The organism is Pseudomonas sp. LBUM1655 (assembly GCF_059716085.1).
In genome coordinates this window covers 2,745,168-2,761,773 of sequence record NZ_CP166801.1, presented here as the reverse complement: position 1 = coordinate 2,761,773, position 16,606 = coordinate 2,745,168, and the positions used below count along the sequence as shown (strand labels likewise).

General features: G+C 58.6%; 15 protein-coding genes. 9 read left to right on the top strand and 6 right to left on the bottom strand.

Annotated features, from left to right (window positions below):
• Position 1 precedes the first annotated feature (1 nt).
• Positions 2 to 910 carry an N-carbamoylputrescine amidase gene (aguB, locus tag ACA074_RS12370; RefSeq protein WP_497679119.1) on the bottom strand — a complete coding sequence of 303 codons (909 nt, stop codon included), beginning with the start codon at positions 908 to 910 and terminating at the stop codon, positions 2 to 4.
• Positions 911 to 913: 3 nt separating this feature from the next.
• Positions 914 to 1,966 (bottom strand): agmatine deiminase family protein, encoded by a 1,053-nt coding sequence (locus ACA074_RS12365; protein WP_497679118.1) that lies wholly within the window; start codon positions 1,964 to 1,966, stop codon positions 914 to 916.
• 137 nt (positions 1,967 to 2,103) lie between these two features.
• Here ACA074_RS12365 and ACA074_RS12360 point away from each other — a divergent pair, with 137 nt between their 5' ends.
• The gene (locus tag ACA074_RS12360) at positions 2,104 to 2,991 is read left to right on the top strand and encodes a LysR substrate-binding domain-containing protein (protein ID WP_497679117.1); all 888 of its coding nucleotides are present in this window, start codon (positions 2,104 to 2,106) and stop codon (positions 2,989 to 2,991) included.
• A 143-nt stretch (positions 2,992 to 3,134) separates the two neighbouring features.
• Here ACA074_RS12360 and ACA074_RS12355 read toward each other — a convergent pair whose 3' ends face one another.
• A complete protein-coding gene (locus ACA074_RS12355) occupies positions 3,135 to 4,091 on the bottom strand; it encodes a LysR family transcriptional regulator (protein ID WP_401265154.1) in 957 nt (318 codons plus the stop codon).
• Between the two features lie 138 nt (positions 4,092 to 4,229).
• Here ACA074_RS12355 and ACA074_RS12350 point away from each other — a divergent pair, with 138 nt between their 5' ends.
• From ACA074_RS12350 to ACA074_RS12330, 5 genes are all read left to right on the top strand, one after another.
• Positions 4,230 to 5,288 (top strand): SDR family oxidoreductase, encoded by a 1,059-nt coding sequence (locus ACA074_RS12350; RefSeq protein ID WP_401265156.1) that lies wholly within the window; start codon positions 4,230 to 4,232, stop codon positions 5,286 to 5,288.
• Positions 5,289 to 5,544: 256 nt separating this feature from the next.
• A complete protein-coding gene (locus ACA074_RS12345) occupies positions 5,545 to 6,012 on the top strand; it encodes a hypothetical protein (RefSeq protein WP_489881211.1) in 468 nt (155 codons plus the stop codon).
• 62 nt (positions 6,013 to 6,074) lie between these two features.
• Positions 6,075 to 6,542, top strand: a complete 468-nt coding sequence (locus tag ACA074_RS12340) for a metallophosphoesterase family protein (RefSeq protein WP_401265161.1) — start codon at positions 6,075 to 6,077, stop codon at positions 6,540 to 6,542.
• Positions 6,543 to 6,642: 100 nt separating this feature from the next.
• A complete protein-coding gene (gene mddA / locus ACA074_RS12335; RefSeq protein WP_489881212.1) occupies positions 6,643 to 7,413 on the top strand; it encodes a methanethiol S-methyltransferase in 771 nt (256 codons plus the stop codon).
• Between the two features lie 151 nt (positions 7,414 to 7,564).
• Positions 7,565 to 9,949 (top strand): DUF3772 domain-containing protein, encoded by a 2,385-nt coding sequence (locus ACA074_RS12330; protein WP_497679116.1) that lies wholly within the window; start codon positions 7,565 to 7,567, stop codon positions 9,947 to 9,949.
• Between the two features lie 118 nt (positions 9,950 to 10,067).
• Here ACA074_RS12330 and ACA074_RS12325 read toward each other — a convergent pair whose 3' ends face one another.
• The 3 genes from ACA074_RS12325 to ACA074_RS12315 form a co-directional block, all read right to left on the bottom strand.
• Positions 10,068 to 11,618: a hypothetical protein gene (locus tag ACA074_RS12325; RefSeq protein ID WP_497679115.1), complete on the bottom strand. Its 1,551-nt coding sequence runs from the start codon at positions 11,616 to 11,618 to the stop codon at positions 10,068 to 10,070.
• Between the two features lie 266 nt (positions 11,619 to 11,884).
• On the bottom strand, positions 11,885 to 12,172 hold the full coding sequence (locus ACA074_RS12320; protein WP_262410331.1) for a hypothetical protein: 288 nt from the start codon (positions 12,170 to 12,172) through the stop codon (positions 11,885 to 11,887).
• A 64-nt stretch (positions 12,173 to 12,236) separates the two neighbouring features.
• Positions 12,237 to 12,995, bottom strand: a complete 759-nt coding sequence (locus ACA074_RS12315) for a PAS domain-containing protein (RefSeq protein WP_497679114.1) — start codon at positions 12,993 to 12,995, stop codon at positions 12,237 to 12,239.
• Positions 12,996 to 13,255: 260 nt separating this feature from the next.
• On the opposite strand from ACA074_RS12315, the gene ACA074_RS12310 reads away from it, so the two are divergent.
• From ACA074_RS12310 to ACA074_RS12300, 3 genes are all read left to right on the top strand, one after another.
• Entirely contained in the window at positions 13,256 to 14,182 is a 927-nt protein-coding gene (locus ACA074_RS12310; protein ID WP_497679113.1) for a 4-hydroxyproline epimerase, read from the top strand.
• 55 nt (positions 14,183 to 14,237) lie between these two features.
• A complete protein-coding gene (locus tag ACA074_RS12305) occupies positions 14,238 to 15,185 on the top strand; it encodes a dihydrodipicolinate synthase family protein (protein WP_497679112.1) in 948 nt (315 codons plus the stop codon).
• Positions 15,186 to 15,277: 92 nt separating this feature from the next.
• Positions 15,278 to 16,543, top strand: coding sequence for an NAD(P)/FAD-dependent oxidoreductase (locus ACA074_RS12300; RefSeq protein ID WP_497679111.1), 1,266 nt, complete (start codon positions 15,278 to 15,280; stop codon positions 16,541 to 16,543).
• Positions 16,544 to 16,606: the final 63 nt, after the last annotated feature.

Sequence of the window (16,606 nt, the reverse complement as noted above, 5' to 3'; positions counted from 1 at the left end):
ATCAGACTCCTTGAGGATCCCAGCGGGCGTGAAGGTGACGGCCGTCCTGGCTCAACAATGCGCCGTACATTTCCGGGCGACGGTCGCGGTAGATCCCCCAGCTCAGACGCTCTTCGCGCATGGCCGACAGATCAAGGCTTTGCACCAATACGCCGGTGCTGGTGCGGTCGGCTTCGGCGAGCATTTTTCCCTTGTGGTTGCAGATGAACGACGAGCCGTAGAAATTCATTTGCAGCGTCGCATCGGTGCCCGCCACTTCACGGCCAACGCGGTTGGAAGCGATCACCGGCAACAGATTGGCAGCGGCGTGGCCGCGCATGGTCATCTGCCAGTGGTCCCGCGAATCCAGATCCGCGCATCCCGGCTCCGAGCCGATAGCGGTCGGGAACAGCAGCACTTCGGCGCCCATCAACGCCAGGCAGCGGGCGGTTTCCGGGAACCACTGATCCCAGCAGATACCGACGCCGAGACGGCCGAACGCGGTGTCCCAGACTTTGAAGCCGGTGTCGCCAGGGCTGAAATACTCCTTCTCCTGATAGCCGATGGCGTTGGGAATGTGGGTCTTGCGGTACACGCCCAACAGACGCCCGTCGGCATCGGCCACGCTCAGGGAGTTGAAGTAGGCATTGCCGGCCTTCTCATACCAGCTCAGCGGCAGCACCACGCCGAGCTCACGGGCCAGCGCGGCGAAGCGCGCCAGCACCTGACTGTCGCGAAACTCCGCGGCCAATGCCATGTGCTGATGGCTCTGTTCGATGCAGAAATACGGCGTGGCGAACAGCTCCTGCAGCAGGATCACTTGGGCACCCTGCGTGGCGGCCTCCCTCACAAGCTGCTCAGCGCGATCCAGGTTGCTCTTCAAGTCCCAGGTGCAAGGCATCTGGGTGTTGGCGACTTTCAACAGCGTCATTGATCAACCCTCCACCGGCCAGGCTGGCTGTTGCTGGGTGATGCAATGCACACCGCCGCCGCCATGGGCCAGGTGATTGATCTGCACCGGCACCACTTCACGGCCCGGGAACGCCTTGGCCAGCGTCTCTGCCGCCACATGGTCGGCCTCGATGCCGTATGCCGGCATGATGATCGCGCCGTTAGCGATGTAAAAGTTGGTGTACGAGGCGCAGAACACTTCGGCTTCGGTGTCCACCGCATCGGTGGCTTCGTACAGCTCGATCAACTTGAATTTGCGGCCCTGAGCATCGGTGGCCAGTTCCAGTGCGCGGCGGTTTTCCCGCACCACTTCGGCGTACACCGAACTGCGAACATGAGTGGCATCCACCAGCAACACGCCGGGACGAGCGAAAGCGCAGACGCCATCGACGTGGCCATCGGTCATGTCGCCGGTGACGTAATCCGGATCGCCCGGCAGCCAGATGGTTTTTTTCACGCCGAGCAGACGACCGAAGATTTCTTCCATCTCGGCCTTGCTCACGCCCGGGTTGCGATTAGGGTTGAGCAGCACCGATTCGGTGGTGATCAGCGTGCCCTCGCCGTCCACGTGGATCGCGCCGCCCTCGTTGCTCAGCGCCGTGCCGAAGCACTCGCCGCCCAAGTGATTGAGCACGCGGCGGGCCAGACTTTCGTCCAGTTCATGAGCCGACTTGCCGCCCCACGCGTTGAAGCGCCAGCTCACCCCGGCCAGACCTTGTTCCGGGTGGACGACGAAACTCGGGCCGGAGTCGCGGCACCAGCTGTCGTTGACCGCCAGCGGGATCAGTTCGATGTTCGGCCCGCACAAAGCTTTGGCGCTGGCGATTGCCGACGGATCAACCACCATTTTCACCGGTTCGAACCGGGCGATGGCGTTGGCGACGCGGGCGAAATCTTTCTGCACCAACGGCAAGGTCACGCGCCAGCCCGACTCCCACAGGGCCTGATTGTGTGGCCACACCATCCAGGTTGCCGCGTGCGTCACCCACTCTGCCGGCATCATCCAACCGCTGTTGTTGTTTTTGTTCTGCTGCATGGTAAAAAGCCCTTTGAGTTAAGCCATTGTGTTCAATGAAAACAGCCTTGGCGGCGTTGATGTGCATGCTAATGGCGACCCGAAGGGCAAACAAACGAAGGATTTAGCGGAAAACTGATTAGAGGAACTTATCGATCATGCTGAAACACTGGCCACCCCTCAGCTCGTTGCGCGGCTTCGAAGCGGCCGCAAGGCTGGGCAGTTTCCACAAGGCCGCCGAGGAACTGAGCCTCACGCAGTCGGCCATCAGCCAACAGATCCGCAGCCTTGAGGCGTACCTGGAGCAGCCGCTGTTTTTCCGCAGCGGACGCAGCGTCAGCCTGACCGACGCCGGCCACGATCTGCTCAGCACCACGCAGGCGATGCTCCAGCAATTGGCGGTCGGCATCCGTCGCCTCGGGCAATATCAGAAGCCCAACCAACTGGTGCTCAACACCACGCCGGCGTTCGCCCGACATTGGCTGCTACCGCGTTTGGCGGATTTCCGGCAACAGCATCCGCACGTCGATCTGTGGATTTTCAGCACAGACGAAGTGCCGGACATGGTCAGCCAGACAATCGACCTCGCCCTGCGCGACGACATCAGCTCGCAAGCTGAATGCAGTTTCAAGGTGCTGCATGCCGACCTCCTCTACCCGGCCTGCCACCCGAGCGTATTAGCGCAGCCCGCCGAGCAACGCACGACGCTGCACGGCGAACGGGAGATGGACTGGAGCCATTGGGCGGTGGAAGCCGGGATCGATGTCGGTCAGCAGGATCAGGGTCTGAACTTCTCTGATCCGGGCCTGTTGCTGGACGCTGCGTGTGCCGGTTTAGGGATTGCGCTGGTCAGCCAATTACTCAGCCGTGGGGCGCGAGATAGCGGGCTGTTGCAGCCGCTGGTAGAGCAAACCATTCGCGGCCCGAACTGGGCTTTGTTGACTCATCGTGACAGTGAAAGCAATGCACAACAACTCATCGAGTGGCTGATAAGCAACCTCGAAGCAGAGAGTCCAGCTTGCTCAACGACGATCACTCATGAATGACTGCTTATGGCCGATTGTTGCCTGTCGCGAAGAGCAGAGAACGAACCTTTGCAGCCAGTCGTGACGGAGAAAACGACCCATTGCGGACTAAGCGGTGCTCAAGTGAGCATATGTGGCGAGGTGGCATTTACTAAATACCTGTTTTACCAAGCCTCGCCCATCCGCTTTTCATCAGGCTCCTGACTATGTTCCAGCCTTTTGAGTTGTACGTTCGCGCTCAAATAATCGAGAAAAACACGAACCCTTAACGGCATCTGCGTGCCTTGGCCGAGAAATACCGCATGGACGGGATCAATGTCTCCAGGGTTGAAGGCTTGCAGTATCGGAAGAAGTTTTCCTGATTCAATGTCCTCAACCACTTGGAACTCATCGAGACGAGCCAAGCCTACTCCTGCCAGCGCTAACTGGCGAAGAGCCTCACCGTCACTCGCCGTCACATTACTCACTGGCGAGACAATCCATTGCGAGCCATTCACGATGAAAGGCCAGCCTTTCAGTGTGCGTGTGTAACCGAAGTCCAAGCGGTTATGGCGGGTCAAGTCTTCTGGCACGGTCGGCAGACCATGGCGCTCTAGATACTGGGGAGCTGCGACGACGACCATCCGTGTTTCGCCCAGCTTTCTCGCCACCAGGCGCGAACTTTCCAGCGGGCCGTGACGGATCGCAACGTCGGTGCGCTCCTCAATCAGATTCACCACTTGATCCGTCAGTACGATATCCAGCTCTATACCTGTGTAGCGCGAGAGGAATTCGGGGATCAAGGGTAATAAAACTCCTCGGGCAAAAGGCACACTGGCACTGACCCTGAGAAGCCCCCGCGGATCGCCCTGTCCGGAGGTGCTGCGTTCAGCATCCTCCACATCCGCAAGAATTCTGACGCATTGTTCATAGAACGAATGACCTTCCGGCGTGGGCGTCAGTCGCCGCGTGGTTCTGTTCAGCAAGCGTGCCTGAAGGCGAGTCTCCAGGCGGGATAACAACTTGCTGACCGCCGAAGGTGTCATGCGGAAGTCCCGCGCCGCCAATGAAAAATTGCCGAGTTCAATCACTCGGACGAACACTTCCATCTCTGCCAGACGGTTGATATCCCAGCGTGCCATTGTGAATTTATGTCATATAAGCCATTCGTGATAACAGTCTATATCACAGATCATCTCGGAGGCATCATCTCTCTCAACCCCGTGCACAAGGTACGGAAGGAGAAATGAAATGAACAGAATTCGAAATAGGGATGCTGCATGAACCCTACACCAGCAAATCCAAAAGTCGCGCTTGTTGTCGGCGCGAACGGCATCATCGGCCATGCCGTGGCAGAGGAACTCAAGCGCGAAGGCTGGCGGGTCAGGGCGCTTGATCGCCGAACCGTCGTGGGCACCGAGACGATACTGGCGGATCTCACGGATGCCGAAGCAGTGGCCATCGCTGTGAATGCTGCCCGAGACACGACTCATGTTTTTTACGCGGCCTTCAGTCCCGATCCGGATCTGGCGGTGGAAGCAAGTCGCAATGCCAACATGCTGGCCAACGTGCTAGATGGACTTGAGCAGGCGAATTCCGCTCTTCAGCGAGTGGTCATCTATCAGGGCTTTAAAATTTACGGCTCTCACCTCGGCGCGAAGGTTCGCACGCCCGCACTGGAGAGTGATGCGGGGCATATGCCACCGAACCTGTACCTTGCACAGGAAGCCCAGCTTAGAAAGCGTGCCGAACACAGCCGCTGGGATTACGTGGCGCTGCGTCCCGATCTGGTGGTCGGGGATATCTACGGCAACACGATGAATATTGCGCTGGTCATCGGCGTCTTCACCGAGCTGTCCCGTGCGCTGGATATCCCGTTGCGATTTCCCGGCACCGATAAAGCCTACGGTCAATTGCTGCAATTCACCGATGCCGGGTTACTGGCACGGGCCAGCGTCTGGGCCGCACTCTGCGAGTCTGCTGGTGGAGAGGCTTTCAACATCGCCAACGGCGACATTTTCCGCTGGGAGCGTATGTGGCAAGACACGGCCAAAAATTTTGGGATGGAAACGGCGTCTCCGGTTCCATTGACGCTTGCACGCCACATGCCCGACAAGGCCGCGCTGTGGCGGGAAATCGCCGAATGCCACAATTTGATCCAGCCTGATCTGGGCAAGTTGGTCGGCTGGGGGTTTGGGGATTTCATCTTTCACACCGAGACGGACATCATCTCGGATACGAACAAAATCTACCGATACGGATTTACTGAAAGGGTCGACTCGAAAGCTTCGCTTTTCGATGCACTGGATAGCCTCAAGAAGCAGCGAGTGCTTCCGTAGAAAGATCAGTAGTCGTTTGGATTTGCCGCTGGTTTACGCGATCTCGCCAGCGGCAATGATGCGCTTGAGAAACGCAGCATAGACAAAGTCTCTACTGACCGCTATTGGCCGGTTTCTGCCCCTGGTGACAGGCGGCAATCGGCCAGAAACAGCCTCCCGTGATTGCCCGGCTTCGACCCATAGCGGGCAACCGAACGAAGACTTGGCCATCAGCTAATCTATTTCAATATTGACGACTCTGATAGCGATCGAATGGATGAACATGGGCGTTAGGGAAGATCTGGTCTGTTCAATGGTTTTGGTCACTATTGTTCTCGTTTACGCATCCAGTGCTGGCAACACGCTTTATTTGAGCTTTTGGTATCTCATGGGAGTGCCAGTGGTGATGTTGCTTCCGGGCTTGATGCTCCGTACGCGCGCCCTGTTTCTAACCGGAACGACAGCCGCCGCGCTTGTTACTCTATTGATCTACATGGCAATCGTATCCAGCTTGGGTCGCGAAGGTGGTCTCTTTGGGCTGGGGCATTTATTTTCCGTTCCAGGCATGTTCGTCGGTGCAAGTGTGGCGGCTTGGTTATTGAGATTTCGTGTAAATGCGAGCTTGCCTTGGATAGTTGCCGGTTTTGCGTTTCTTGGCTCCGGCCTCGGTTTCATGATTGCCCAAGTGATCGTTTGCAACACCGTCCTCTACTGCGGCGTACTGTCGTTTGGAGCATGGAGATGACGAAAATAGCGTCCGTTTTTTTGCCGAAAGTGTCTCCATCCCAACCCTGCTAATCTCCCCCCATGAAAACCGCCATCATCTCCGACACCCACGGCCTCCTGCGCCCCGAAGCCCTCGCCGCCCTCCAAGGCTGCGACCTCATCATCCATGCCGGTGACATCGGCAGTCCGGACATCCTTGCACAACTCGCCGACATCGCCCCTGTCCATGCCGTGCGCGGTAACAACGATTTGAGCCTGCCCTTCGCCGCCGACCTCCCTGACAAACTCAACTTCGAGCTGAGCGGCTGGAAAGCTCTGCTGGTTCACGATATCGCCGATGTCCCGGCCCATCTTGATAGCGACATCAGACTGGTGATCACCGGTCATTCGCACAAACCTGATATCCAGTGGCGCGGCGAGCGGCTTTATCTGAATCCGGGCAGTGCCGGCCGGCGGCGGTTCAAGTTACCGGTCACGTTGGCGTTGCTGGATGTCTGCGCTGATTCCCTCGCACCAAGACTGGTGCATCTGCTCGACCCTGGTGCCTGAGCGCTGTTTCGGGATACCTCTGCTATGTTTAAAGATCACCCAATCAATTCTTCCCCTGGTGCGAGTCTGCAGTCCACGCCATGATCAAGACACATCGCTCATGAACACCCAGCCTGTCTCGAAAACCCGCCCCAGCAACCCGGCCATTCAGCTGCTGTATGTGCTTTACAGCTTGACGTGTTACTCCATTTTTCTCTTCACAATCCTGTACTTGATCGGTTTTCTTGGAAGATGGTTGGTTCCAAAGCACATCGACTCCGGGGAACCTCAAGATGTCGTTTTCGCGATACTTGTCGATATTGCCCTCATCACTCTGTTCGGCCTACAGCACAGTGTGATGGCGAGAAAAGGCTTTAAAGACAGACTTGCCCACGTGATGCCCGCTGCCATTGAACGAGCCACTTACGTTCTCTTCAGTAGCCTCACCCTCTTGTTGCTTTTCTATTTGTGGCAACCGATTGCCGTGCCGGTGTGGAGTGCTGAATCGCCTCTGCTCAGGGTCGTGCTTTCAGGTCTGTTCTGGACAGGCTGGGGGCTCGCTCTGCTGGCAACTTTTCTGATCAGCCATTTCGAGTTGTTCGGTTTGAAACAGGCAATCAAAGCCTTTCGACAGACTCCGCCGGAAACGCCCCATTTCGTGACGCCATCGCTTTACAGAATTGTCAGACACCCGATGTATCTGGGGTTTCTGCTGGCATTCTGGGCGACGCCGGACATGACGGTTGGTCATCTTGTCTTTGCCTTGACGAGTACGGCGTACATTGTTGTTGGGGCACATCTTGAAGAAAAGGACCTGGTCAGAGCTTTCGGCGAGAGATATCTGGATTACCAACAGCGCGTTGGCATGTTGCTGCCTTTTCGTAAGAAATAACGTTCTGTAGAAGTCGAAAACGTTAACGTTCGCCAAGTGATTCGGAGTGCGGCAAGTACACCTGCGCGCGCCGCGCCTGAAACTTTTCCTCAATCCTCGCCCCGATCACCTAACCTCATAAACTGTGTGATCAATTCGGGTCTGCCCCTCCATGCGCAACACATTGAAGTCATTGTTTTTTGTCGCGCTCACGTTGCTTGCTCCGGGCGGTTCGTCGTTGTGGGCGGCGGATCTGCCGGCGCCTTCCATAAACGCCGCCGCACCCGTCACAGTGATTTCCCAAAGTGATCTGCAAGCCCTGCAACAACGCCTCGACGGGCTCAAGCAACAAATCTCGTCTGCCAACAATTACAACCAGCTCGAAGGGCCGCAGGATCGGGTGCAGGCGTTCATTCTGGATGTTGATCGGTTGTCGGCGTCGTTGTTGCCGCAGCAGGCGCAACTGGCGGTGCAATTGGGTGTGTTGGGGGCGGCGCCGGATACCGGGGTGGCGTCTGAGCAGGCGGATATCATTGCGCAGCGGGCGTCGCTGGCAGAACAAAAGAACAAGGTTGATGCGACGCTGAAGAATCTGGCGGCGTTGAAGCAGAGCGCGGCGGATCTGATCACGCAGATTGCCGGGATCAGGCGCACGTTGCTGGAGAGTGAGCTGACGCTGCGCACCAACAGTGTGTTGAGTCCGGATTTCTGGGCGCCACTGGTCAAACCCCGGCCCGATGATCGGCAGCGTTTGAGTTTTTTTGTAGATCGGGTGGGCGATACGTGGGCCAGGGTCTGGGCGCCGGGGCAGCGTTTTTATACCAGTGTGCTGGCGTTGTTGGCGCTGGTGATCTGGACGTTCGGACGCAGGCTGGCCGAGCGTGGGCTGACGTGGGTGTGCATCCATCGCATGCCGGAGGGGCGTGTGCGCCGCAGTGCATTGGCGTTCGCTTCGGCGTTGGCGACCATTGTCACCACGGGCATTGCCCTGCAACTGCTGTTCTACGCCCTCACCCGCCACGCACCTTTGCCGCCGGTGCTGGATACGTTTTCCGAGGAGTTCGAAAAGGTTGTGTACGCCTGCGTGTTGATCACCGGGCTGAGCCGCGCGCTGCTCTCGACCAGACATCCGTCGTGGCGGCTGCCGGCGATTGCCGATCCGGTAGCGCTGGCACTGAAGCCTTACCCGCGCATTCTTTCCGGCACGTTGCTGGTGCTGGTGACACTGGTGCAGGTCAGCAACGCCACCGGTATGAGCAGCCAGATCGTGCTCGCCGGGCGGGGCGTGATCGCGATTGCTGTAATGGTGATCATCGTGGCAATGCTGTTGCGGGTCAGCAAAGTGCGCAAGGCAATGATTGCTGCCAACGACACATCGGCGGCGGGCAACGTGTTCGCCGGGGTGATTTACACCGTCGCCAGTGTTTCGATGTTTGTCTCGATAGCTGCGCTGCTCATCGGTTATGTGTCGCTGGCCCGATTCATTACTTATGAAGTGGTCTGGGCGTACATCGTACTGTCGGGGTTTTACTTGCTGATCCAATTCATCAAGGACGGCTGCGAATATGTGTTTTCGCCCAAACATTCGAGCGGAAAGGCGCTTAAGCAGTTGCTCGGGATTGGTGATCGGCGGCTGGATCAGATCTCGATTCTATTGTCCGGGTTCAGCCGCGCCGGGCTTTTGCTGCTGGCCGTGATTGCGCTGTTTGTCGGCGGCATCGGCACCACGCTTGGGCAACTGCTGAGCAACATCATGGCCATTCTCGGCGGCGCCGGGTTACGCAAACTGAACATCGTCCCCGGGCATCTGCTCAATGCGGTACTGGCGTTGTTGATCGGCATCTACCTGATTCGCGCCCTGCGCCGCTGGCTGGACAACGAGTTCCTGCCCAAGACTGATATGGACCCGGGCATGTGCGCGTCGTTGAGCACGCTGTTTTCCAATATCGGTTATGCGCTGGTGATCCTGTTGACGCTGTCGTCGCTGGGGGTGCAGTGGACCAACCTGGCGTGGATCGTCAGTGCGCTGTCGGTGGGGATCGGTTTTGGTTTGCAGGAGATTGTGAAGAACTTCGTTTCGGGTCTGATTCTGCTGACCGAGCGTCCGGTGAAGGTCGGCGATTTGATCAGTATCAGTGGCGTCGAGGGTGATATCCGCCGGATCAACGTGCGAGCTACGGAGATACAGCTCAGCGACCGCTCGATTGTGATCGTGCCCAACTCGCAATTGATCTCGCAGAACTTGCGCAACGTTACGCTAGGGGGGAGCGCCCAGGGCGTGGCATCGCTTGAATTGGTATTCCCGCTGGATATCGATCCTGAGGAGGTGAAGGAACTGCTGCTCAACACTTATCGAGAGAACGAAAGCATCCTCGATAAACCGGCGTCGTTTGTGCGTTTCAGCAAGCTGTCGCAGGACGGGATTACGTTGACGATTACCGGCTATGTGGGTAGCCCGAGGATTGTCGGGGTGACCAAGAGTGATTTGTTGTTCGAGATTCTCAAGCGGCTGGGGGCGGCGGGAATTGAGTTGGCGAAGCCGCCGGCGAGTGCCTGAAGCGGCTTTTATGTCTCGATACATCTGCGGCGTCAACGAACGACCCGGCTCGGCGCATCGATGAGGTCTGCCTTGCCTCCGGCAAGCCATCCTTCGTGTATCGAACACTATTGATCCTCTAGACCAATGCCGCCGTCACGCTGTCGAGGATAAGTTTGAGATCGGCAGGCTCATAGCCCTGTGCCTCGTGCTGCGCTTTAGGTTTTCCCGCAGCCGCCATCCGTGTGGTCTGGGAGACCTGAATGCGTTTATACAATTTGTTTGTGTTGCTGCCTCCGGTCCATTTCGTAGTTCGTTCGATCTGTTCGTTGCCGGTGTTTTCGATGAACCTGACACGCATACCCAACAATGCTGCGGCATCCATCGCACCACTGCGCATCCCCAAATGCACCAGTTTACAGCCCCAGCCACGGGCCATTCTCAGGAAAATCGCATACTCGGCAGCACGGTTAGGGCCAATGATTTTGCCGTTGAAGGTTTCCTCGTTTTCGTTTTTCCAATACTCGCCCCAGATCTGCATGCCATTGCGCGATACGGCTGGCGGACCCGCGATGTCCAGTTGATCCATACTGGCGTTCAATTTTTCTGGCAGGCTGTCGTGCCCTTTGGGCTTGCCCACCACAATGATATTTTTTCCGGCTTTGAGCAGACCGCGACAGACTTGGGCAAGACCCATCCAGGTATCGTCCAGTTCTGGGTGAGCGCCACCGTCCTGCCCACTGAATCGCGTCCAGACGATGACGTACTTCGCGCTTCGCACGATCCCTTTGCGCCCCAGGAATTTATCGACACGGTAGGCCCAGTAGGAATTGCTGGCCGGGTCAACGTCTGTCCAACCGGACACATTGCCTTTGCCGTCACCTGCCATGACTGAGGCGGCGACATGGGTCGTCGCGCCGCCTACCGGGTTCAGCGTCGCTCCGCTGATCCTGGGTATGAGGCCCAAAAAATCAAGTCCGGCCATGGCAGGGTTGGCTGTCTTGTTCAAACGCGCATCCACGACATCTGTAGCGACTTTACAGGCCGCCTTGGAATCGGCCACTTTCACGGGCAGCAAGCGGTCGCGGGTCAAGCCGCAAGATACCCCGTAGAACGAGATCAGACTTTTGGCACTGCCTGTCTCCTGAGGATTGTCGCTGTAGAACAGGATCAACCGCGACGTCGGTTTGCTCTTCAGAGCAGCCCCCACCGCGAACTGGTCGCCCCCCATGTAGGCCGCCTGATAGTAAAAAGTAACGTAGTGACCGGCAAATGCCACGGGGTCGTTGTCCGCTGCAGCTGTCATCAGCTCGCCGCCCAAAGCCTTTGCCGTATCGCGTAGCGCGTTGTACTTGACCTTGTCCGGCTCTCGCGCCTGCTTGGCTGCCGCCCTTTCCCTCTCACGCTGTTGTGCCACGTGCGTATCCACATCTGACAGGCACTGGCTGATGGTGCGCTGGACGGTTGGCGTACTCTGCAAGGGGTTGGCATTGGCCGCATCCCACACCATCGCCACCGCAGTATCGGGCGCATCCAGCGCGGCCTTCGCCGCGTCGACCGTGGCAAAGCGGATGCAGCCCGTAAACGTGATGAACTTCTGTACCGTGTCTTTGTGATTCCCCAACTGAACACGGTATTGGGCCATCAGGTGATAGGGCGTGATGACTGTATTGCCAATCTGGAATGCCATGACGCGTCCTTGCCTTGAGAGCGCACACGAACATCAACGCTATTGCGCGCGTTTCAGATAGCCTTCCCTGCCTCCATCGGCATAGAAAGCCAAACAAATCGAATGAATTCTAGTACCGGTATGCATAGCGTCAAGAAAGGGTCAGGGTGATCGCATCGAGCGTGGTACCACCAGCAGATTTCAGGTGAGCGTTGGCAGAAAGCTCGTCCGCACGCGCAAACGCATGCTGCTTGCCCATCAAAACGACAAACTGCCAGGGTGGACAGTCATTTGCACTTGGCCAACACCACCTGACAAGTATTCGGCGTGCCCCCCGACCGCCCGGCGTAGCGCATGCAATTGGTCATGGATTTTTGCCGAGCCATGTTCAGGCTGGAACCCCAGGCGAGACCGCCCTCCCCAACCGTCGGCAGCGCCTTGGCATAGCAGCTGTCGCCGACGCCTGATGGCGGATAGTGTTTTCGGTTTGAGCAGCCGCCGCTCAGCGCCAGGCTGAGGGCGATCAGGATGGACAAGGGCCACAGCGAGCATCGGCGTCTGAGTATTCCCCTCATCGCGTTTCTCCTGCCGCAATCGGGTCGTGACGTATTGAGTCTAGTCGGTATGCGCAGCGGCCTCTCACTGCTCCGTCGCCTGACGATACTCCCGGGGCGTAAACCCGGTCGAAGCCTTGAACTGCCGGGTAAACGCACTGTGATCGGTGTAACCGCATTGCAGCGCAACGTCGGTGATCGGTAAATCGGTATGCAGCAGACGATGCGCACGTTCCAGCCGCACCTTCTGGATCATCTGCCGTGGCGTCAGGTGGAACACCCGTTTGCAGTAGCGTTCCAGTTGCGCCACGGAAATACCGGCAATGCGCGTCAGTTCGCCCAATGTGACGCGGCGGTTGAAGTGCGTGCGGATGTGTTCGTCGACAGCGGCCAGCCGCTCAAACGCCGGGTGAGTTTCGCTGGCTGATTGCAGATCGACGGAGATGCCCGCCAACCCGATGATCTGCCCCTCGCGGTTGTACAGCGGTTGTTTATGAGTCAGGCACCAACCCGGTTCGCGACTGCCGTACAGATGCAGCTCCAGCTGATCCTCCAGCACAAAGCCCTCTTCCAGCACTTTGCGATCCTGTTCGGTGTAGCCCGGCCCCAATTGCGCGGGGAACACCTGCACGCTGGTTTTGCCGAGCAACGGACGCAAGTCCTTCAAACCACAGCGCTGCACCAGTGTGCGGTTAGCGAGGACGTAACGGGCCTGAACATCCTTGATGAATATCGCTGCGTTGGGGATCACATCGAGCATCGGCAACAGCAGCGCGGCGCCGGCCAATAGCTCGTCCAAGGTTTGCGGGCGGCTCTGAGACAGCATCGAAAACGCGCTCTTCATTGAAGATCCCTCCCTGTTCGTGGATATGCCAAGTGCCCGTGCTGCGGCAGTCGCGAGCAGATTGCAGCATCGTTCAAGTCGTGTCGAGGGCCGCGTTTCATCGGCGCAACTGTGCCGATTTCGTCATCGATCCCGCTGAAAAACATCAATCACCGCCCTGTCGATGAGTTCAAAGTTTGCCCGTCCCAGTGACACAACTGCCAGCACCGTGAACACACGCCCTGCCGGCGCCTACTGAAATCACTCAACGGCGCACGTCCATGAAACGAGTACACGTCATCGATTCCCACACCGGCGGTGAACCCACGCGCCTGGTGATGAACGGCTTCCCCGAACTGCCCGGCGGCACCATGGCCGAAAAACGCGATGCCCTGCGCACTCAGCATGATCCATGGCGCCGCGCCTGCCTGCTGGAACCGCGCGGCAACGATGTGTTGGTCGGTGCGCTGTACTGCGAGCCGGTATCGGCGGACGCCACGTGTGGGGTGATTTTCTTTAACAATGCCGGGTATCTCGGCATGTGCGGCCACGGCACCATCGGCCTGATCAATTCGTTGCACTACCTGGGACTGATCGCGCCGGGCGAGCACAAGATCGACACGCCCGTCGGCGCGGTGACCGCGACATTGCATGAAGACAGCAGCGTGACCCTGGGGAACGTGCTGTCCTGGCGTTATCGCAAACAGGTGCCGGTGGAAGTGCCGGGTTACGGCCGTGTGTCCGGCGATATCGCTTATGGCGGCAACTGGTTTTTCCTCGTCTCCGAGCACGGGCAAACGCTGAGCATGGACAACGTTGAACACCTCACCGCGTACACCTGGGCGATGCTCAAGGCTCTCGAAGATCAAGGCATCCATGGCGAGGACGGTGCCGTGATCGACCACATCGAGCTGTTCGCTGACGACGCCAATGCCGACAGCCGCAACTTCGTCATGTGCCCCGGCAAAGCCTATGACCGCTCACCCTGCGGTACCGGCACCAGCGCCAAACTCGCCTGCCTTGCCGCCGACGACAAGCTGCGACCCGGCGAGCGCTGGGTGCAGGCGAGCATCACGGGCAGCCAGTTCGAAGGCCGCTTCGAATGGGCAGGCGAACGCATTCGCCCTTACATCACTGGACGCGCCTACATGACCGCCGACAGCACGTTGCTGATCGACGAAGAAGACCCGTTCGCGTGGGGTATCTGAGCTGCTGCGCTGACTTTTCAAGCCAATCCGAATGATGTGCCAAGGAGTTAAAACAATGAGCGACAACGTCTTCACTGGTTGCATGCCGGCCCTGATGACCCCGTGCACCGCCCAGCGCAAACCGGACTTCGACGCATTGGTGACCAAGGGTCGCGAGCTGATCGATATCGGCATGAGCGCGGTGGTGTATTGCGGTTCCATGGGCGACTGGCCGCTGCTCACGGAGGCCGAGCGTCAGGAAGGCGTGGCGCGGCTGGTCGCGGCGGGCATTCCAACCATCGTCGGCACCGGGGCGGTGAATAGCCGCGAAGCGGTGTCCCATGCCGCCCACGCCGCGAAAGTCGGCGCGCAGGGTTTGATGGTAATTCCACGAGTACTGTCCCGGGGTGCTTCGGCCGCCGCGCAGAAGGCTCACTTCGCTGCAATTCTCAAAGCAGCTCCCGGGCTGCCGGCGGTTATCTACAACAGCCCTTACTACGGCTTCGCCACCCGCGCCGATCTATTCTTCGACCTGCGTCGCGAACACCCGAACCTGATCGGCTTCAAGGAGTTCGGCGGCGGTGCCGACTTGCGCTACGCGGCGGAAAACATCACCTCCAAGGATGACGACGTGACCCTCATGGTCGGCGTTGACACCCAAGTGGTGCACGGCTTCGTCAACTGCAACGCCACCGGAGCCATTACCGGTATCGGCAACGCCCTGCCTCGCGAAGTGCTGCAACTGGTGGCGCTGAGCAAGCAAGCGGCCAAGGGAGACGCCAAAGCCCGACGTCAGGCGCAGGAGCTGGAATCGGCGCTGGCGGTGTTGTCGTCCTTCGACGAGGGTTGCGATCTGGTGTTGTATTACAAACACCTGATGGTGCTCAACGGTGACAAGGAATACACCCTGCACTTCAACGAGACCGATGCGTTGAGTGACTCGCAGCGTCGTTACGCGGAGAACCAATACGCGCTGTTCCGTCACTGGTACGAGAACTGGTCGGCAGAGCAGAACTTCGCCTGATCTGGAAAGACTTTGAGCTAGCCGGCGCATTGCTGCCAACGCTGGAGCGCAAGGCCGGTCGCCTGTTCGATGGGCAAAGGGAAAACTGAAAAATGTCGAATAATCCCGTGCACGACATCGCTGTGGTCGGCGCCGGCATCATCGGCGTCGCTTGCGCCCTGCGTCTGGCTCGCCAAGGCCTGCGAGTAATCGTCATCGATCAACAGGAACCCGGCCACGGCGCCTCGTTCGGCAATGCCGGGCATCTGGCGACCGAGCAGGTATTTCCGATTGCCGACGTGTCGATTCTCAAGCGCTTGCCGGCCATGCTGATGGACCCGATGGGCCCGCTGCGACTGGACTGGAAATACCTGCCTCGTGCGCTGCCCTGGTTCACGCGGCTGCTGCTGAATCTGCGCTCGGAACCTTTCCGCCAAACCGTCGCGGGATTGCGCGCGCTGAATGAAAGCAGCCTCGATGCCTGGCATCGTTTACTCGCGGATATCCAGCGCCCCGAACTGCTGAAAGTCGACGGTTCATTGCTGGTATTCGAACGCGCCGAATCGCGTCAGACCATCGAAACGCTGCAGGCTCGCTTGCGTCAGCAGCGAGTGCCTGTCGATTTCTGGCAGGCCGGCGCTGTACAGGAAACCGCGCCGCAACTTAGCGAACAGATTCAGGGCGGCCTGTTCTTTCCGAGCACCGGGCATTTCATCGATCCGTATCGCGTGGTGTGCGAGCTGGTCGAGGCAGCAAAGGCCAGCGGCGTGAGCTTTGTGAAGGAACAGGTTCAGGGCGGGTATGTGCAGGCCAGCGGTGTTTCCCTTATCACCAAAACCGGCGATCTGACCGCGAGCCGCGTATTGATCGCCTGCGGTGCGCACTCGGCAAAACTCACCGCCGCGCTCACGGGCAAGAAAGTGCCGCTGGACACAGAACGCGGTTATCACCTGATGCTGCCCGCCGAACACAACCGCCTGCCCTTCCCTGTCACCTCGCTGGAACGCAAGTTCATCATGACGCCAATGTCCGATGGCTTGAGATTGGCGGGCACCGTCGAGTTCGCCGGGCTGGAGCGGCCACCGAGCATGGAGCGCGCGTGGCAATTGCATCGGTTGAGCAAGGGTTTGTTTCGCAAGGATCTGAGTGCTGAGGCGGCGTCCCCGTGGATGGGGTTTCGGCCGTCGTTGCCGGATTCGCTGCCAGTGATTGATCAGGTGTGCGGGGGCAAAGTGCTGCTTGCTTTTGGGCATCAGCATCTGGGGCTGACGCAGGCGGCGGTGACGGCGGAGATGGTTGTGGGGATGGCCTCTGCGACAGCGCTGAACCCATCAATCGGTTTGCGGAGTATCGAGCCTTACCGACTGAGTCGTTTCTGAACGGACTCGCTCCATCCAAAAGCCTGCTTTGCATTGCAGGCTTTTGGCAGGATTGATTCAGAC